Origin of the sequence: Lactobacillus agrestimuris, from assembly GCF_943193025.1 — a bacterium.
In the GTDB taxonomy this organism is placed as follows: domain Bacteria; phylum Bacillota; class Bacilli; order Lactobacillales; family Lactobacillaceae; genus Lactobacillus; species Lactobacillus agrestimuris.
The window spans coordinates 1-18,006 of record NZ_CALPCQ010000023.1 but is presented as its reverse complement, the minus strand read 5'-3'; the positions used below and the strand labels follow the sequence as shown (position 1 = coordinate 18,006).

The 18,006-nt window shown below is 35.9% G+C and carries 18 protein-coding genes and 1 pseudogene; 8 read left to right on the top strand and 11 right to left on the bottom strand.

All coding sequences use genetic code 11. The features are described from left to right. Positions 1-70 precede the first annotated feature (70 nt). Positions 71-1,708, top strand: coding sequence for an APC family permease (locus NFR82_RS07310; RefSeq protein ID WP_420908760.1), 1,638 nt, complete (start codon positions 71-73; stop codon positions 1,706-1,708). Between the two features lie 83 nt (positions 1,709-1,791). On the opposite strand, the pseudogene NFR82_RS07305 reads toward NFR82_RS07310, so the two are convergent. The 4 genes and pseudogenes from NFR82_RS07305 to NFR82_RS07290 all read right to left on the bottom strand — a co-directional run bounded on the left by NFR82_RS07305 (position 1,792) and on the right by NFR82_RS07290 (position 4,356). After that, positions 1,792-2,445 (bottom strand): annotated as a pseudogene (locus NFR82_RS07305) (NAD(P)H-binding protein). 32 nt (positions 2,446-2,477) lie between these two features. Further along, positions 2,478-2,852 (bottom strand): nuclear transport factor 2 family protein, encoded by a 375-nt coding sequence (locus NFR82_RS07300; protein ID WP_251717633.1) that lies wholly within the window; start codon positions 2,850-2,852, stop codon positions 2,478-2,480. A 7-nt stretch (positions 2,853-2,859) separates the two neighbouring features. Beyond that, positions 2,860-3,711 (bottom strand): SDR family oxidoreductase, encoded by an 852-nt coding sequence (locus tag NFR82_RS07295; protein ID WP_251717632.1) that lies wholly within the window; start codon positions 3,709-3,711, stop codon positions 2,860-2,862. A 42-nt stretch (positions 3,712-3,753) separates the two neighbouring features. Then, positions 3,754-4,356 (bottom strand): NAD(P)H-binding protein, encoded by a 603-nt coding sequence (locus tag NFR82_RS07290; RefSeq protein ID WP_251717631.1) that lies wholly within the window; start codon positions 4,354-4,356, stop codon positions 3,754-3,756. Positions 4,357-4,909: 553 nt separating this feature from the next. On the opposite strand from NFR82_RS07290, the gene NFR82_RS07285 reads away from it, so the two are divergent. Further along, positions 4,910-5,485 (top strand): TMEM175 family protein, encoded by a 576-nt coding sequence (locus NFR82_RS07285; protein WP_251717630.1) that lies wholly within the window; start codon positions 4,910-4,912, stop codon positions 5,483-5,485. Positions 5,486-5,552: 67 nt separating this feature from the next. On the opposite strand, the gene NFR82_RS07280 is transcribed toward NFR82_RS07285, so the two are convergent. Then, entirely contained in the window at positions 5,553-5,999 is a 447-nt protein-coding gene (locus NFR82_RS07280; protein WP_251717629.1) for a flavodoxin, read from the bottom strand. A 100-nt stretch (positions 6,000-6,099) separates the two neighbouring features. Further along, positions 6,100-7,005 carry a LysR family transcriptional regulator gene (locus NFR82_RS07275; protein WP_251717628.1) on the bottom strand — a complete coding sequence of 302 codons (906 nt, stop codon included), beginning with the start codon at positions 7,003-7,005 and terminating at the stop codon, positions 6,100-6,102. 195 nt (positions 7,006-7,200) lie between these two features. On the opposite strand from NFR82_RS07275, the gene NFR82_RS07270 reads away from it, so the two are divergent. The 4 genes from NFR82_RS07270 to NFR82_RS07255 all read left to right on the top strand — a co-directional run bounded on the left by NFR82_RS07270 (position 7,201) and on the right by NFR82_RS07255 (position 8,912). Beyond that, on the top strand, positions 7,201-7,515 hold the full coding sequence (locus tag NFR82_RS07270) for an HIT family protein (RefSeq protein WP_251717627.1): 315 nt from the start codon (positions 7,201-7,203) through the stop codon (positions 7,513-7,515). A 12-nt stretch (positions 7,516-7,527) separates the two neighbouring features. Then, complete coding sequence (locus NFR82_RS07265) at positions 7,528-8,250, top strand: SIR2 family NAD-dependent protein deacylase (protein ID WP_251717626.1); 723 nt, start codon at positions 7,528-7,530, stop codon at positions 8,248-8,250. 178 nt (positions 8,251-8,428) lie between these two features. Continuing rightward, positions 8,429-8,518: a putative holin-like toxin gene (locus NFR82_RS07260; protein WP_338147000.1), complete on the top strand. Its 90-nt coding sequence runs from the start codon at positions 8,429-8,431 to the stop codon at positions 8,516-8,518. A gap of 304 nt (positions 8,519-8,822) precedes the next feature. Continuing rightward, the gene (locus tag NFR82_RS07255; RefSeq protein ID WP_338147000.1) at positions 8,823-8,912 is read left to right on the top strand and encodes a putative holin-like toxin; all 90 of its coding nucleotides are present in this window, start codon (positions 8,823-8,825) and stop codon (positions 8,910-8,912) included. A 491-nt stretch (positions 8,913-9,403) separates the two neighbouring features. Here NFR82_RS07255 and NFR82_RS07250 read toward each other — a convergent pair whose 3' ends face one another. Both NFR82_RS07250 and NFR82_RS07245 read right to left on the bottom strand, forming a co-directional pair. Continuing rightward, positions 9,404-10,261 carry an aldo/keto reductase gene (locus NFR82_RS07250; protein WP_251717625.1) on the bottom strand — a complete coding sequence of 286 codons (858 nt, stop codon included), beginning with the start codon at positions 10,259-10,261 and terminating at the stop codon, positions 9,404-9,406. Between the two features lie 116 nt (positions 10,262-10,377). Next, positions 10,378-10,806 carry a MerR family transcriptional regulator gene (locus NFR82_RS07245; protein WP_251717624.1) on the bottom strand — a complete coding sequence of 143 codons (429 nt, stop codon included), beginning with the start codon at positions 10,804-10,806 and terminating at the stop codon, positions 10,378-10,380. 161 nt (positions 10,807-10,967) lie between these two features. On the opposite strand from NFR82_RS07245, the gene NFR82_RS07240 reads away from it, so the two are divergent. Then, on the top strand, positions 10,968-12,449 hold the full coding sequence (locus NFR82_RS07240) for an MDR family MFS transporter (RefSeq protein WP_251717623.1): 1,482 nt from the start codon (positions 10,968-10,970) through the stop codon (positions 12,447-12,449). Next, positions 12,449-13,144: a DUF4811 domain-containing protein gene (locus tag NFR82_RS07235; protein WP_251717622.1), complete on the top strand. Its 696-nt coding sequence runs from the start codon at positions 12,449-12,451 to the stop codon at positions 13,142-13,144. The genes NFR82_RS07240 and NFR82_RS07235 overlap by 1 nt, the downstream gene beginning before the upstream one ends. A 377-nt stretch (positions 13,145-13,521) precedes the next feature. On the opposite strand, the gene NFR82_RS07230 is transcribed toward NFR82_RS07235, so the two are convergent. From NFR82_RS07230 to NFR82_RS07220, 3 genes are all read right to left on the bottom strand, one after another. Then, a complete protein-coding gene (locus NFR82_RS07230) occupies positions 13,522-15,807 on the bottom strand; it encodes a mucin-binding protein (RefSeq protein WP_251717621.1) in 2,286 nt (761 codons plus the stop codon). A gap of 220 nt (positions 15,808-16,027) precedes the next feature. Beyond that, the gene (locus NFR82_RS07225) at positions 16,028-16,591 is read right to left on the bottom strand and encodes a TMEM175 family protein (protein WP_251717620.1); all 564 of its coding nucleotides are present in this window, start codon (positions 16,589-16,591) and stop codon (positions 16,028-16,030) included. Positions 16,592-16,712: 121 nt separating this feature from the next. After that, a complete protein-coding gene (locus NFR82_RS07220; RefSeq protein WP_251717619.1) occupies positions 16,713-17,648 on the bottom strand; it encodes a hypothetical protein in 936 nt (311 codons plus the stop codon). Positions 17,649-18,006: the final 358 nt, after the last annotated feature.

Below are 18,006 nucleotides of genomic sequence, written 5' to 3'. Positions count from 1 at the left end.
TAAATCGCCTGGAAAAAATGATCGTAACCCGTGTTAGATGATTTTTAAAGGATGAGGTAAAGTGGAAGAAATTAAGGATTTAAATCCAGATACAAAATATATTTCTTGGCAGACACTATTTTTGATGGCTCTTTGTACAGTTATCGGAATTGATGATATTATGTACAACTTCCAAAACCAAGGAATGTCAGTTATTTTCTCTTGGGTCGTCATGGTAATTTTCTACGTTGTTCCATATTCATTAATGGTTGGACAACTTGGTTCTGCCTTTAGTAAAGAAGGCGGTGGACTTTCTTCATGGGTCCGTGGGACAGATGGTGAATTTTTAGGATACTTCACCGCTTGGACTTATTGGGCTGCTTCAATACCATATGCAGTTGATTCAGCAAATGAAATTATCGTTGATCTTGGTTGGGCCTTAACTGGATCAGAAAAATTCCAAGATAAAATTTCCAATACTACATTTGCGATTTTGACATTTTTGATGTTTATTATCTTTATTATTGTTGAACATCACTTCTCCAAATCAATGGAAGTTCTCTCTACTATTGGTGGTGGAATGATGGTTATTATGATCATTGTTCTTGTTGTTTTGGCCTTTGTTGGATTAATTAAATCTGGCGGTCATATGGCAACTCAACCATTTACTTTTAGTAGTATGATACCAAAATTTAATTGGCACTATTTCTCAACTATCGCCATGTTGATTTATGCGATGAACGGGGCCGAACTGGTCGCACCATATGTAACTAAGATGAAAAAGCCACAATATGACTTCCCTAAGGCAATGATTGCTTTGGCAGCCATGACTGCGTTTTTAACAATTCTTGGTTCATTCTCACTTGGAATTTACTTTAATGCTAATAATATTCCAAACGACTTGAAGATGAACGGAGCTTATTACGTATTTGATATGATTGGACATCAATACGGCATGGGTAAAGGTCTCCTTTACTTCTGGTCTTGGACATCCGTCTTCTTCAACTGTGCCCTCTTAGCAGTTTTACTTGATGCAATGACTAGAATGCTTATCTCAGATACAGGTGAGCGTTATATGCCAAAATTCTTACGTAAAAAGGATAAGAACGGTCTTCCAATTAACGGTTACATTTTGACTGTTTCTCTTTCTGCTTTCATTATGATTTTAGGTATCTTCTTACCTGATATGAATGATATTTTCAATTGGCTTCTTAACCTTAACGGAATCGTTTCTCCAGGTGTAACCTGCTGGATCTTTTATTCATTCATGCGAATCAGAAAGAATTCAAAGAAGTTTCCTTCCAAATATGTCTTTATTAAAAATGATAAAGTTGCATATGCAGTTGGTTTAATTCTTTTGCTGGTCACTGCAATTGCCACAATCATGGGAGTTACCCCTCAAGATGTCCCTCAAGGAAGCGGTACTTGGTGGTATGAATTAATCATTAATATCGTCTCTGTTGTGGTTTTAATTGGTCTTGGTGCAATTCTACCTGGAATTAGAAAACGAGAAACTAAGTATGGTATTGCCTTTGATAAGCCACAATGGATTTCAATGATCGCCTTGATAATTATTGCAATCGTTGTAGGTATTTCATTAGGTGCTACAAAATTACCACTTAGAGGACTATATATTTTCATTGAAGCTATAATTGCTCTATTAATTGTTTGGATTATTGGTCGTCGTAAGCCTAATTTAAGCAATGGCTTTAAGGCTGAGGAAAATTAAGTAAAATACCAGACAAATAAAAAAAGCATTCTGAGTTTTTTCAGAATGCTTTTATTTTTTACTACAACTACTTTATTAGATAATTAATATACAGGTCTATCTGAACCTTGAGTTGCAGGATCAGCAATACCAACACTATCATTTTTAAGATAATTTGGATTTTCAATAATTTTAACAACAACGTCAGCCATACTCTTACGTGAGCCGGAAACTCCAACGTATTCTTCATTTTTATGAGTAATCTTGTAATTCAAATCATTACGATCATTAAGTCATGGAAGACGTAAAGTTGTGTAATCAATCCCTGATTCTTCAAGAAGTTTATCAGCATTTCTTGCGGTTCTAAGACCAGCATCCCCGATCATTTCAGCATTCCAGCGGCCAAATTCATCAGGAACTTCACTATAAATACCTAAAACGCTACATTCGATAATTCTCTTAACACCATTTGCCTTGGCACCTGCAATTACGTTCTTGGTAATATTATTTTGCGCTTCATGATCAACGACACCGATAAAGGCAATATCCTGACCTTTCATTGCATCACTAACTGCTTGTGCGTCATCTAAGCTACCATCAACTAAGGTTACACGATCATTAGCCTTTGCGAGTTCAGCTAATCTTTGACTATTTCTTAAAAATAAAGTCAAATTAACATCCGGATCATTTGCTAATAAGCGATCTTCTACAAGTCTTGAAATTTGTCCATTTGCTGCAAAAATAATTACGTTTGTCATGTTTATACCTCCCTTTTCATTTTTTCTAAAATCTAGTAAGTACTTGCAACTTGTTTTACTATAATCCACTTACCATTTTGTTTTTCAAAGTACATTTTCATTTGAAGTGGCCAAGTACTTGGACTACCACCCCAAATTCTTGCCTTAACACGATTTTGTCCAACAAAAGAGGCCTTATCGCCATCAATTTGAATATCTTTAATATTTTCTTCTTTTGATGAATAATACTTCATTTCTTCACTTTGAATTTGGCTAAGCCACTCTTCTTTGGGCTGAACATAACCAGTCATATGAGTTAAAGTCATGCCCGGTGCAAGAATCTTATTTAAAGTATTTATATCTTTATCAACCATCGCTTTATTTTCTGCTTGGTAAAGATCAATAATTTCTTGTTCATCTGTATTCATATCAAGTCTATTTGGCCTTTCCTGATTCACGAACTTCATTAACGTTGCCGTACCAATATTGAGCAGTAACACCGCCATCAATTAAAAAGTCACTACCAGTAATAAATGCTGCTTTATCACTAAGTAAAAATTCAGCAAGACCAGCAATCTCATCTGGAGTGGCTGGGCGTTTAGTTACCATAGATTCAAACATCTTTTTATAACCCGCACCTCGTGGGCCATTCAATTCATCCAAAGCAAGTGGAGTCATAACAATACCAGGAGAAATCGCATTGATTCTAGCACCACGCTTTTGCCAATTTACTGATTCACTGGCAACACGGAGAACATTTTCACGTTTTGCATATTGATATGCTGCAAGGGAATCTTTAATTGTATCTGATTTAAGAATATCTAGATCAAGTAAGTCCTCAGTTGAAGTCATTGCTAACTTCTTGTCATTTTCTTCACCTAAGGCGGGCAAGCGATGACCGGATTGTGAAGAAATAATTACACCACTACCACCATCAGCTATAACTTTACCAAACTCTTCAAGCAAAACTGAAGTACCATAAAGGTCAACTTTTAATACTTGTTCAGGGGTTGTTTGTGATGGAGAAACACCTGCAGCATTAATTAAGTGCTTAATTTCACCCAATTCTTGAGCTTTATTTACAACAGATTTGATAGAAGCTCTTGAAGAAAGATCGGCCTTAATTGTTTCAACATCAAAACCTGCTTCTTGAAGCCGTTTTTGAACATTCTTTAAATTGTCTTCATTATAGTCTGCAAGCAAAAGTTTCTTTCCTGCACTAACTCGGCGGGCAATAGCTTCACCAATAGAGCCGCTTCCAAATAAAACAACAACTTCTTTTTTCATCAGAATTCTCCTTAAGATTATTAATTATCTGTCTACGTGTCTTTATTCTGGAGTATTCAAACCAATACTGTCACGACTATCCAAATTAGGATCTGCAATTAATTTCTTAACAGCATCTGCAATTGATGAAACTGAAACATCATGGCCGCCAAATGGTTGGCCTTTATGAGTTACTTCATAATCAACTGGACCTGAAGTAAACCAACCAGGACGGATAATTGTGTAATTGAGATCTGAGGCTTCGATAACATCGGCAGCGTCACGATAAGTTTGAAGTACTGGATTACTTCTTAAATTACCACTTGCACCAACAGAAGCAGGAATTTCATTGTAAATTCCCATTGAAGTAATAAATAGTAATCTCTTAACGCCATTGCGATCCATTGCATCTACAATGTGTTTAGCAAAATTACCAAGGTTTCCGCTTAAAGCTGCAAAAACTACGTCTTGGCCTTGCAATGCCTTATCAAGATCAGCATCATTAGTTACACTTCCAGAAATCGCCTTTTCACGACTTGAATCAATATTTAAACGATCAGCAGAACGTGAGAATAAAGTAAGTCGATCAGAAGTTTCATCTAATAAAGTTTGTCTTACAGCACTACCAACAGTACCTGTTGCACCAATAATTAATACATTTGTCATTTTTATTCACCTCAAAAATTCTATTTTTTCATTTACTATTGTTTATATGCTTATAATAGTCACTTATTGAATAAAGAACAATTTGCAAAATTAAGTATTTATCATAAGTTAAACTTATGATAATAAGTCTTAAAAAGTCAAAAACATCAGTATTTGTTCCGTAGCTCCTGGACCATTAATCTACATCCCCTTTGTTTTCATTTTTTATCTCTGTAATTTATAAGTAAAATTATATTGATAAATAAAGCTTTTGAAAAATACTTTATAGCTATGCAAGTATGCAACTACCAAATACTAGCAATCATAAAAAATAAACGCATTACACATTTCTTTTCCAATATTGTTCCCCTTTCTTAAATTACTAGATCTTTTATTTATTATCTATTTTATAAGAGAACTGTTACATTAATCATTAGAAATAGTTCTCTTATTCATAAGAAAAAATTATTGTTACTTAGATAGGATGCCAACTTCAACTTTCAAAAAAATTTTAGATGAAATATAATCCAATCTTAATGATAAATAGTAGAATAATTTTGAAGGAGTGTCTTAAATGAATAAAGAAAGAACAACTGCATTTACAGATGCAATTTTAGCAATCATAATGACCATTTTAGTTCTTGAATTGAAAGAGCCAGAACAACTTTCTTTTTCTGGACTTTGGGCATTACGCGAAAGTTATTTTTCATATGCATTATCATTCTTTTGGCTAGGTACAATGTGGATTGGAATTCACAATGAATGGCAACATGTTAAATCAATTTCCGGTTCAACTTTATGGGCAAATTTAATAATGTTATTTTGGGCATCATTTTTCCCATACACTACAAAAATTGTCAGTGCAAATTTTGACAACAAAACTGCACAGATTATGTATGGTTCAATTGCTGCCTTAACTACTCTATCTAATATTTGGATGAGCCACACACTAACTAATATTTCTGCAAATGAAAAAATTCGAGCTAAATCTATTTTCAGACAAAGATGGCTTTCAATTGATTTAGTTATTAAACTAGTAGGAATTATTATAGCAGCTACTATTTATCCACCTGCAGCCATGTATGCCGTATTACTAGCAGCAATTATTATTGCTATTCCCGCTCACTTTGTTGAGGCTAAAAAGGGGTAGCGGCTACTAAAAGAATCTAAATAAATAAAAAGAAGTTACCAACTGGTAACTTCTTTTTATATAATTATCAATTCAAAGTCGATACTACTTCATCAACATCTCCATTAATAGTAGCAATGACATTTAGCTTGCCAGCCCCTTTCCTAAAGTTAGCATTATATTTGTCATCATTTTGACCAACACTAGTATCTACAGAGATCACTTTTCCATTATAATTTTGAATCTCATTCAAAAAAGTAGCAAGTGGCGTTGCAAGCTCTGAACCCCAGTTAGGGCCAGCAACTACAACTGTCTCATATTGATCAAGGCTCGGAACGTTTGAAATCAAAGCAGGAAAATTATTTTCTTCTCTTTGCTTAATAGCAATATCATTTGTAACATACATATCATCTGGAAAAGTTCTAGGTGCAACAGTAAGTTCTAAAATGTCAGCATTTTTTATTTTTGCAATTTTTTCGGCTAATTTTTTGGTAGTGCCTGTTTTGGAATAGTAAACAATTAAAGTTTTCATCATTTTATCTTCTTTCAACCACTTTATCTTTGTTACTTTTAATTATAAAAATACAAATGCTAATGTAAAAGATTATCTTTTTATGACATTTTATAAGAAAAAATTATTGATCACTTTTCTTTTCAAACTGTTCCTTCAAAATATCAGCAAATGTTTCAATGTAAAAGCCTGAATTATTTGCCTTCCAAAATGCATAATAATTCTGAATCATTTCTTTACCATCATTAAGTAAAGTCAATGTTTGTAAGGCGTCATTATGTATTAGCACCTTGCTGGTACGATCATTCACAAGTAAATAGCCTTGTCCTGATGCGGCCATAACTATTGCTTCATCATAAGTCTGTGCGGTAATAAAAGAACTGCGAATGCCCAAAATATCACGAAAATAATCTTCCTCGGCGGCTTCTTCATCTGGTCCAACAATTAAAATACATGCTATATCTTTTAATTCATCAGATGTAACTGTCTTTTTATGCTTACTAAATTTATTATTACTAATGATAACTTGGAAGAAGCTTTTGGTAAGGAAAACATTAACATAGCTATTAGACGGAGCACGGCGAAGATCATTGAAAACGAAGTCAACTTGATCAGTTCTAAGCAAATCATACAATTTTTCGTGACTAGAGCTGGTTACTCTAACTTGAATGTTAGGATATTCTTTCGAGAAAATAGAAACTGCATTTAAGAATTCATTTGTCCCAAGATTTCTTAAATAGCCCAACCGCAATATATATGGTTCTCTTCCTTGTGTACCAATTTCTTTTGTTTGTGCCACTAAATTATCAAGATTCTTAATTATATCTTGACCATGCTGATAAAAATATTGACCAGCTGGAGTTACTTTAAATCCCCTACCTTTACGATCAAGTAATGCCACACCGAGACTACTCTCTAATTCCTTAATTTGTTGTGAAATGGCAGGTTGTGAAATGTGACATTCTTCTGCCGCCTTGGTAAAATTATGATTTTTGACAACAGAAATAAAATATTGAATTTGATTAAACATACTGAAACCTACTTTTTATTTTAACTATCATTATTATAAGGATAACTAAAACTTATTGCTATTATGAATTAAAATTATCAGCAGAATACATAGAATATTTCAGTTGAACTTTAAACTTATCCACTTTTACTTATTGACTTTCATAAAATAATTGCTAATATAGCTTAAAATTAATTTTAATTAGGAGGCAAAAATATGCTTTTATCTAATTGTGTATTTTGTGACAAGGCTTCATCAGAAATTATTTTAGAAAATCAGCAAGCCAAAGCATTTTTTGATATTCATCCAATGGCCAAAGGTCATATACTAATTGTTCCTAAAGAGCACTATCAAACATGGTTTGATATTCCTGAAGAAACACAGGTTCAAATGGTTGAACTAATGAATAAAGCAAAGGAATTTTTAGACCAAAAATATTCTCCTCGCGGCTATCAAGTTTTTAGTCATGTAGGGAAAATCGCTGGACAAAAAATAAATCATGCTCATTTTCATCTTGTTCCAGTTTATTAAGGAGAAAAGATTATGCTTTTTAAACATCCCAATTTTACAAAAGACGAAATACAAGAATTCACAAATCTAATTAGAAATTCAAATCATATTTATGCAATTACCGGTGCTGGTATCTCTACAAATGCCGGCATCCCTGATTTACAACATTTATCTGGTCATACTTCAAGTTCTTTATCTTCAGAAGGTAGTTTAGAAAGTAACCCGGATAAATTCTATCAAGGTTTTCATCAGATTTTTATTGATCCGATCTTTGGAAATGGTCCTACTTTTAGTCATCGAGCCCTTGCTCAACTTGAAAAACAAGGAAAGCTAAGCGGAGTTATTACTACCAATGTAGATTATCTGCATGAATTGGCCGGGAGCAAAAATGTAGCCGATATTTGGTATTCATTAAATACTAACTATTGCATCAATTGTGGTCGCATTTATGATATTAAAATTTTAAAGCAGGCCCTTCCTACTTGTCCTAGTTGTGGTGGCTTAATTTCTCCCGGTCCAGTTTATCATCATATTGGTATTGATAATTTGGCCTATCAAAAGGCTAATCACTGGATGGATGAAGCCGATCTAGTAATCACCTTAGGTTCAAATGGTTACTACAGCAACATTAACTCTCAAGCTACCGTAGTAAATATTAATAAAAAACGTAATGACTTTGATCAACGTGCAGATTTAAATTTACGTGGCGATACAGATGAAATAATGAAAGAGTTAATGACAGAGCTTGAGAATTAAATATTTACTATAAGCTTACTTAAAAAGCCTGCAATTTTGCGGGCTTTTCTTCTTGTTCGTCTTATATTTCGAACATATTTTTGCTATAATTATTTCCACAGCAAGTTTTATGAGCGGTGGTTGTTTTTCCTCCTGGAGGTGAGGCCTATGGTCAATAAACTAAAGAAAGGGTTCAACCATGTCGGTTTACGATTGCATTTCTTTAATGCTTTTGTTTGGGATGTTTGTGCTAGCCTTGCTAACCTACATTGACCATCACGACAAATAAAAAACGCCGCTCAATCTATTAACTTTGGAAGAGTTATTGAGTGACGTAATCACAACATTATAATCTTTACCACCGCTCTTAAAGCGGGCTGCAAAGGAGACCTTCGAGTCTCCTTTTTCTTTATTTAGATTATAACATACTTTTAAAAAGACCCGCAATCTTGCGGGCTTTTTTTTACTTCATCTACTTCCATCTCGAACGTATTTTCGCTATAATTATTTCTGCAGCAAGTTTTATGAGCGGTGGTTGTTTTTCCTCCCGGAGGTGAGGCCTATGGTCAATACACTAATGAAAGGGTTCAACCATGTCGGTTTACGATTGCATTTCTTTAATGCTTTTGTTTGGGATGTTTGTGCTAGCCTTGCTAACCTACATCGACCATCACGACAAATAAAAAACGCCGCTCAACTGTTAACTTTGGCCAAGTTATTGAGTAGCGTCCATCGCAAAAAATAATCTTTACCACCGCTCTTAAAGCGGGCTGCAACGGAGACCTTCGGGTCTCCGTTTTTCTTTATTTAGATTATAACATAATTTCAATGTTTTTTTATTTACTATTACTAATTTAGTTTAATATTAGTATTCTTTTAGCCTTGCTAACCTACATCGATCATCACGACAAATAAAAAAACGCCGCTCAATTCATAACTTTGGTACGTTATAGAGCGTCGTTTTTAACAGTTTTATAACATTAAGCCACCGCTCTTAAAGCGGGCTGCCAAGGAGACCTATGCGTCTCCTTTTTTTACTCAGATTATATCATATTTTTAATAAGAATTTTTCTTAAGTAGGATAATTATAGAATTGAAAATTTTTAAAATAATTCTCCTTCATTTCCATTCCGTGAATCAAAAATGGAGATAATTATGTATTAATTCTTTTATCCTAAAAATCAGTTTTATCTGGATCGGCAGCAAGATCGGCCGCACCACGCAAACTATCTAATTGCTTCATTTCTGCATCAGATAATTCAAAATCGAATACTTCAGCGTTAGCTTTAATATATTCTGGGTGAACTGACTTAGGAAGTGGTAAAAATCCATGTTGAAGTGACCAACGAATCAATACTTGAGCAGGACTCTTACCATGATTCTTAGCAACTTCATTAACTGTATCATTACCTAATAAACCACCAGTACCTAAAGGACTGTAAGCTTCATTAAGCATCCCTAACTTATCGTCATAAGCAACAAGTTCAGGTTGAAGATCACTTGGGTTTAAGTAATTTTGATTTACTACTGGTTTAATTTCAGCAGTTTTCATTAATTCATCAATATGATGCTTTCTAAAGTTAGAAATTCCCAAAGCTCTAATCTTACCAGCGCGTTGAGCTTCTTCCATTGCTTGCCAACTTTCAGCATTCATTTCTGCCCAGTTATCACGCATATCAACTGGATTTGGCCAGTGAATGAGGTAAAGATCTAAGTAGTCTAATCCTAATTTTTGTAAACTTTCATCAATAGCTGCCTTTGCTTGTTTGTAACCATGGTTTTTATTCCAAAGTTTAGTAGTTACAAATAAGTCATGACGGTTAACGCCACTCTTTTTAATTGCATTACCAACACTTTCTTCGTTGCCGTAAGCTGCTGCAGTATCGATATGACGGTAACCAGCATTTAACGCGGCAAGTACTGAATCTTCAGCAACTTGTCCGCTAGGGGTTTGCCAAGTACCGAAACCAATAACAGGAATTTCTACCCCATTTGCTAAGGTATATGTGTCTTCTAATGAATGTAATACCATCAAAAGCTCCTTTCTAAAAATAAGTAACTTATTTTCTAATCTTAATAATAATTATGAATTATGTCAAATTAGAGAACTTCTTAGTACCTAAAATAACTGGTTATAGGATTCAAGATTTATTTTTCATCAAATTCATAATGTGTACCATCTTCATCAATGATAGCCGTTAAATCTCCTTGACGACCATCAATTAGCTGAAATTTTCCAAAATGAACTTGTCCATATTCATGGTCTACATTTGTTACTTCTATTTGATAGTTGGGATCACTAAAAAGCTTGCGTAATAGTTTAATTTTGACTTGATTTTCTTTAGATTTCTTTACTGCACTTGCTAAAGTATATCCTTGATCAAGTTTTTCCTTAATGAATGCAACACGAAATAGAGTACCTAGAGTATATTTACGAATACCGTCTTTTTCAATCGGCTCAATATACCCCTTTTCTTCCCAATATCTTAGTTGTCTTTGGGTGACCCCTGTTAGACTACTTACTTCGCCAATACCTACTTTAAGATCATTGTAGATACTACGCCATACAGAATTCATATGATTGACCCTCCAAACAATGTAGTCAAATTTTATACTACTATTGTAAACCAATTATCCATAAATGTAAAACAATGAATCATCATTGTTAAATTACTTGACAATAATTAAAAATAGCCCTAGAATAAATTTCGTTATGTTTAAATAAAGGAGATTAACGTATGGAGAAAGATATAACCGATATCTATGGCAAATCTTACAAACGTGGTTTGCTAGTTATGGTATTAATGATCGGTTCATTTTGTACGGTATTGAATGGTACACTTCTTGCTACTGCATTACCTTCCATTATGAGAGATTTTAAAATTAATACCGCTACTGCTGAATGGTTGTCAACTGCCTTTCTATTAGTGAACGGAGTTATGATTCCACTTTCGGCCTGGATAATGGGAAAATTTGGTGTTAAAAAGACTTATCTTTTTGCGATGATTACCTTTTTTGCCGGAACTACTTTTGCGGCTCTAGCACCAAATTTCGGTAGTTTGTTAACTGCTCGAATTATCCAAGGTATTGGGGTTGGTATAACAATGCCATTACTTCAAACAATCATGTTAACAATCTTCCCACCTAATGAACGTGGTGCTGCAATGGGTACAGTGGGTATTGTTATTGGACTAGCGCCAGCGATTGGACCAACTTTATCTGGTTGGATTGTCGACAACTTGAGTTGGCGTTTCCTATTTAGTCTAATTGCGCCAATTGCTTTTATAGTAATTGTACTAGCATTCTTCTTTATGAAAGATGTTGTTCCTCTTAAAGATGATAAGCTTGATTATTGGTCAGTAATTACTTCAACTGTAGGTTTTGGTTCACTACTTTACGGATTTTCAGAAGCTGGTAATGATGGTTGGACTGATCCCAAAATTTTAACCTTTATGGCAATTGGTGTAATATTCATTGTTTTATTTGGCTGGCGTCAAACACATATGGATAAACCATTCTTGGATATTTCTGTGTTCAAGCACTTTGAATTTGCTTTAGCTGCCTTCATGAGTGGTATTGTTAACTTAGCCATGGTTGGTATCGAATTAGTTTTGCCATTATACATTCAAAACTTACGTGGCGAAAGTGCCTTCCATTCAGGTCTTTTACTCTTGCCTGGAGCATTGATGATTGGTATTATGTCACCAATTACGGGACGTTTATTTGACACATATGGTGCTCGTAAAATGGCTATTACTGGTATGGTAATTTTGACTTTAGGTACGGTTCCATTTGTTTTCTTAACTGAAGAATCTTCAATGACTATGATTACCATTCTTTATGCTATTAGAATGGTCGGTGTTTCATTAGTTTTAATGAACGTTACTACATCCGGTATGAACGCTTTGCCGCTTGATAAGATGGCACATGGTACTGCCGTGAACAATACATTCAGACAGGTACTTTCTTCACTAGGTACAGCGATCATTGTTTCCGTACTTTCAACTGTTACTAAAAATCATATGCCAGCTAAATCAGTACTTACAGCAACTCCACTTAAATATGCAACTAGTGCAAAGGCAGCTACTTTAGATGGTTTTAATGCCGCCTTTTGGGTAAGTATCTTCTTCTGTTTAGTTGCGTTAGTAATGGCCTTTTTCTTAAAGAAGGGCAATCGTGCTAGCCAAACTAAGATTTCTGTTGAAGGAGGTAAAGATTAATGATAATTGTAATTTTAATTATTGCTTTAGTTTTATTTGCCTACTTCAATATCATTCCAGGTAAATTTCATACTTTCTGGGCTTGGGTATTTATGCTTATTTCATTTGCTAGTGTTGGTTCAATTGTGGCCCATGACTATGGTCACATGGGTATGAAAGAAGTAACTACTGTTAAAACTGAAAATTTAGCTTCGGCTGTCCCACTGCCAAGTAAAGCTCAACAAGCTAAACAAGCACAGCAGATGCAGCGAATGATTCAGGCCAATCCATCAATGGCAGCTCAAATTCAAAAACAAGCTGCAAGTATGAAGGTGCCTGGAGGAATTTTAATTTATCAACCTTTAGGTAACGGAACAGAAAAAGTTTATGTTTACCATACTAAACAAAAGGATAAATTAAAACCAATTAAGACTGATCATATGTCAGCAAAAACTGTTACTTCTAAGAAGGCTCAAGTAGAAATAAAAACTACTAAATATGTATACCAAAATAATACAGTTAAACTTTTCTTCGGTATTTTTGGTAGAGATAATGAATTAATAAAGAGACAATATATTTTCCATGTACCTTCTGATTGGATGGTTATTTCAACTAAACAAGCTAAAAAGATGCAAAAGAAAATGACCGCAATGAAGAAGCAGCAAGAAAAAATGATGAAAAATGCTCAGTCTGCTAAAGTTCAAGAAACCAAATAATTGGTAATTAAATATAAAATAAAAAAGGTCCGATTTCGATATTCAACCGAAGTCGGGCCTTTTAATTTGCTCTTAATTCTTCGCATCAGTAGTCATTCACCAAGTGCAATTCGATATTAATCAATATTGACACTTTGATATTTAATATCTTTAAATTTTACACTTCTATATTGTTTAGCAAGTTGTGGTGCTTTCCAATAAACACAATCTGCCAAAGCACAAGCACCACTTACATTAAATAATTATTCTTTTACTATCTTTTGCAAGCATCGTAATTTAAAGAGAAAACCAGCCCCAGCACATTAAATACTTGAGCTGGTTTTGTCATCAATTATCAACTATTTGATAATCTCCTGATTGAATCAAAGCCTAAGGAATTAATTTTTCTTTTTATTCTTACCAAGCAAGCCGAATATTCCAGCACTAGTTATGGCTAAGAGACCGAGGACACAGAGGATACCGACGTTTTGCTTGTCGTCCCCAGTTTGAGGAAGGACATGCCTATTAGCTTGGCCGTTCAGTGTAGCAGCTGAACCATGGCTAACGGTTTGAGGAAGAACGCGCTTGCTGTTACGTTCAGCATTTACTTGGCCCTTCACTGCAACCAAATTATGGCCTTTCGGGGTTGAGTTGCCCTTGTTGCTGGTTTGAGAAGCAGTGTGCTTGCTGCTACGCTGAACATTTCCTTGATCGTCCAGTGTAGTTGAACCATCGCCATTCGAGGTTGAGTTACCATCATGACCTTTCGGGGATGGATTACCACCATTACCAGTTTGATCTCCCCGGTCTGGCTGGTTAGTTGCATTCTTGTGATAAGTAATCATGACCTTAATGTCTTTAGTATCTTCTTGGACATCGTCGATTTCGGCCACGGTGGCTTGACTAGGTGTGTAGCCAGAAATTTGTGGAACATCAAATTCCGCAAAGTTATCTGGACCGTCAACTTGCCAGTTCGTATAAGTTACTTCACCAGTGACATTGTCGACCAAAGCATTGCGCTTGAAGTGAACTTCTTGCACGGTGTCGCGGATCGTTCCATCTGGGGCGATGACCGTGATTGTACGAGTAACCGTGTGGTGAAGTTCATTGTAGGTAATATCATGATCCGGAGTTTCTGGGTTAGTCTTTGGATCATGGTTCTTTTCACCTGGCACTTTGTCAGTTGGTGTTGGAACCTTATCAGCTGGAACTTCTGTAACCTTATGCTGGATGATAACATCTAAGTCTTGATTTTCTGGAATATACTTATCTGGCAGTTTTGGTAATTTACCAACAACTTCCCAACCTGCAGGAACATTGATCTCACCAGTAACATCTTCATCGGTCTTACCTGCGAAGTGTTGATCTGGAATATTAGATCCATCAGCGTTCTTAGCTAGTTGACCATCTTTAGTCTTAAAATGAACGTTGAAGCTCAGGTCATTTGGTGCGTAAGTAATATTCACTGTCGTATCCTTATCGCCGTCTTTGACTGTCTTAGCAGTAACTTGAGTGCTTGCTTGATTATTAATCAAAGTCGTGTAACCAGCTTTGGAAATTGGTGTATATGCGTCCCATGTATCGGTTGTCCAATCATTAAAGGCCAATTTTCCATCTGAACCAATTACCGGTACACCATTATTAACTTTTGGTGTACGCTGAATAGTTGCAGTTTGCTTAATTGGAGTTTGATCCTGGACATTAATCGTTCGCTTTATTGTTTGCGTTTCAGGCTTAGTGGAGTAGTGAATTTCAGTATCCTTAGCCTGCTTGGTAGTAGTCGTTACTGGATCTTCGGTTTTTTTACTAATATGGTATGTAAAAGTCCAGGTATTACCATTTTGTGTTGCACTGTAATCTCCAGTAATCCCATATGCCTTTGCAATCTTATCAGCAATTTGTTGATTGGTTGCTGTATCAAGTACGTTGAACTCTTTTTGTTTTAGATCATCTTTTACCTGCTGCTCCAGAATAGTTTCTGGTTGATATTGAGAAGCCTTAGATGGATCCTCCGGCTGAGGCTTCATCGGATCTATTATAAAATGAAACCAATCTGAATATTGTTCTTTATCTGTATCTTTTTCACCATCTTTATAGATACCATTCCTACCATGAACCATGGTAACGTTTCTGTAGGCTGTTGTTGTACCATCTTCTTTGACATACCTCTGTCTATAGTGGTTAGTTCTATAAAGATTCCTATCGTCCTTATTGTCATTGTCGGACCAATAATCTGCATGCCACTTGGTAACAGTTACATCAACGGTACTCTTATTATCAGTAGTTGTCTTAGTAGTTGTCGTTTGTCCAGGAGTACCCGGTTTGGTTAAGGTTGTTCCAGCTGGCAAATTATCATCAGAAACATATTTAGTTCCCGGGTTAATTGACTTAGTATCAACTACTTCTGTTGTAGTGGTGGTTGTTTTAGTCCCACCTGGAATTGGATCATCATCTTTAGAAGTGGTTGTTTTTATATTTTTGCTTGCTTCTTGTGGCGCCACTTGTTCCGTTCTGGTCACTGCTGGTTTATTAGTTGCAGCGTGGACAGTAGTAGCGGCTCCAAAGTAAAAACTAGTCCCGAGCAAAACAGAAGCTACTCCCACACTGAGCTTTCGCAACCCAAAGTGTTGGACTTGCCGAGCATTTAAAAGCATTCTCTCCTCAAAATTTCGTTTTAAAATCATCTTAATTCTCCTCCAAATTAGAAATTTGACATCAAAAACTCCCATATACAAGCTCATTATGCTCCGAAAATAGTTAATAAGCAAGAAATATTAATAAGACATGTTATATAATGTAATAAAATCATCCATACAAAAAATGCAGTGCTAATGCACTGCATTTTCTCTATACTAAAGTTTTCATTCAAATATAATCAATTCGCTCATCATCGAGGTATAATCTTTATTTATTTCCAGGTAAAAAGAATACACGAATTGCCAAAATTAGAGTAGCTAATCCTAAAATAAATAAACAACCAATTGGCCAGAAGAAACTGATTATCAAAGCTACAATTAATTCAATATATAATACTAAACGATAATTAATTGTATCAGTTGGATCTGCGGGTGTACCTGGATTATCTCTAACTATTTGATGATCCATTGACTGGAATAAAATACTCCAAAGCAGTAAATCTAAGGCATACAAAAATTCTGGTAGAGTGCTATCTGGATATTCACCAACCCAATGAGTTAAAAAAGGAACTAAAGTTAATAAGAATAACCAAATTCCATTCAGTAGATAAGTTTTTCTACTAATAAATTTTGCCTTATGAAAAATATTATGGTGGTTATACCAAACAATATAAATAAGGACAAAACTAATTATATACGCTACAAACACGGGCCATTCTTCTAACAAACTGGCTACACTATTGTGCTCAGGAACTCTCAATTCTAAGACCATAATTGTGGCCGCAATTGCCACAATCGCATCTGTAAAGGCCTCAACTCTCGTTTTATTCAAAAAAATTCCTCCTCTGTTTTTATGATTTCATTATATTACTTAAGTTATCACGAGAAAACAATTAATCTAATAATTTATACCAAAAAGCAAGTCCAAAAATTGGACTTGCTTTTCTTATACTTTAAATTAGCCAAAACCAACTGTTACTCAAGAAGTAGGAAATACGAACAACTCTGATTTCAACTATGAATACGTAATGATAAGACATAGGAACAGTTGGGGCGGTTGGCGCTGTTGGAGCTGTTGGAGCCGTTGGAGCGGTCGGTGCTGTTGGAGCTGTTGGAGCCGTTGGGGCTGTCGGTGCCGTTGGCGCTGTTGGAGCCGTTGGCGCTGTTGGAGCTGTCGGTGCCGTTGGAGCCGTTGGGGTTGTCGGTGCCGTTGGCGCTGTGGCTCCGGTACCAGCTGTTCCTGCTGTTGGAGCTGTGGCTCCGGTGCCAGCTGTTCCTGCTGTTGGAGCCGTGGCTGCCTTACCTGCTTGGCCTGCTGTTGGAGCTGTAGCTGCTGTGCCGGCTTGACCGGCTGTTGGAGCTGTAGCTGCCTTACCTGCTTGGCCTGCTGTTGCGCCTGTGGCTGCTGTGCCAGCTTTTCCTGCTGTTGGAGCCGTGGCTGCCTTACCTGCTTGGCCTGCTGTTGGAGCCGTAGCTGCTGTGCCGACTTGACCGGCTGTTGGAGCTGTAGCTGCCTTACCTGCTTGGCCTGCTGTTGCGCCTGTGGCTGCTGTGCCGGCTTGGCCTGCTGTTGGAGCTGTAGCTGCCTTACCTGCTTGGCCCGCTGTTGCGCCTATGGCTGCCGTGCCGGCTTGGCCTGCTGTTGGGGCTGTGGCCGCGTTACCTGCTTTACCTGCGGTTGAGTCTGTGACTGCCGTGCCGGCTTGGCCTGCCGTTGCGCTTGTATCTGCAGTGCTTGCAGATTGAGCTACTGCTGGAGCTACTGTTTTACTTAAAGTTTCCTCATTGGTAGCCGCATGAGCGGTAGATGGCTTAGAAAGACTCAATGTAAGTGCACCAAGCACTGTTGCACAGATTCCAATAGTCATTTTTTTAGCATTAAAATTCATAGTTATCTCCCTTATGTTTTTACTCTTGATAATCTTTGGTAAATATTTCAGAAAATCTAAATTATTGAATTTTTTATTGAAGTTAAAACTTGCTTGTAAACATATAATCCATTAATCTAGTTATCATTCATAATTGCCAGTATACATTGCACTAAATAAATTTATTCCCCCTCCTATTTCGTACAAATGTAGTTTAATATAACATTTGTTATTTTGCAATCAAAAAAAGAAGTAAATTAAATCTAATTTACTTCTTTTACCCTCAACTATTCTACTTAAAATGTAAGCGTCAAATAACCAGGTGTCTGTTTTTGTCCTCATTTTTCAGGTATTCTAATCTCATTAAATTTATGGAGGT

Coding starts and splice junctions, on each gene's coding strand:
- NFR82_RS07255 (WP_338147000.1), top strand. CDS start 8,823: ATGTCGGTTTACGATTGCATTTCTTTAATGCTTTTGTTTGGGATGTTT.
- NFR82_RS07285 (WP_251717630.1), top strand. CDS start 4,910: ATGAATAAAGAAAGAACAACTGCATTTACAGATGCAATTTTAGCAATC.
- NFR82_RS07295 (WP_251717632.1), bottom strand. CDS start 3,711: ATGAAAAAAGAAGTTGTTGTTTTATTTGGAAGCGGCTCTATTGGTGAA.
- NFR82_RS07250 (WP_251717625.1), bottom strand. CDS start 10,261: ATGGTATTACATTCATTAGAAGACACATATACCTTAGCAAATGGGGTA.
- NFR82_RS07260 (WP_338147000.1), top strand. CDS start 8,429: ATGTCGGTTTACGATTGCATTTCTTTAATGCTTTTGTTTGGGATGTTT.
- NFR82_RS07230 (WP_251717621.1), bottom strand. CDS start 15,807: ATGATTTTAAAACGAAATTTTGAGGAGAGAATGCTTTTAAATGCTCGG.
- NFR82_RS07220 (WP_251717619.1), bottom strand. CDS start 17,648: ATGAATTTTAATGCTAAAAAAATGACTATTGGAATCTGTGCAACAGTG.
- NFR82_RS07245 (WP_251717624.1), bottom strand. CDS start 10,806: ATGAATTCTGTATGGCGTAGTATCTACAATGATCTTAAAGTAGGTATT.
- NFR82_RS07235 (WP_251717622.1), top strand. CDS start 12,449: ATGATAATTGTAATTTTAATTATTGCTTTAGTTTTATTTGCCTACTTC.
- NFR82_RS07275 (WP_251717628.1), bottom strand. CDS start 7,005: ATGTTTAATCAAATTCAATATTTTATTTCTGTTGTCAAAAATCATAAT.
- NFR82_RS07300 (WP_251717633.1), bottom strand. CDS start 2,852: ATGAATACAGATGAACAAGAAATTATTGATCTTTACCAAGCAGAAAAT.
- NFR82_RS07270 (WP_251717627.1), top strand. CDS start 7,201: ATGCTTTTATCTAATTGTGTATTTTGTGACAAGGCTTCATCAGAAATT.
- NFR82_RS07290 (WP_251717631.1), bottom strand. CDS start 4,356: ATGACAAATGTATTAATTATTGGTGCAACAGGTACTGTTGGTAGTGCT.
- NFR82_RS07280 (WP_251717629.1), bottom strand. CDS start 5,999: ATGATGAAAACTTTAATTGTTTACTATTCCAAAACAGGCACTACCAAA.
- NFR82_RS07240 (WP_251717623.1), top strand. CDS start 10,968: ATGGAGAAAGATATAACCGATATCTATGGCAAATCTTACAAACGTGGT.
- NFR82_RS07265 (WP_251717626.1), top strand. CDS start 7,528: ATGCTTTTTAAACATCCCAATTTTACAAAAGACGAAATACAAGAATTC.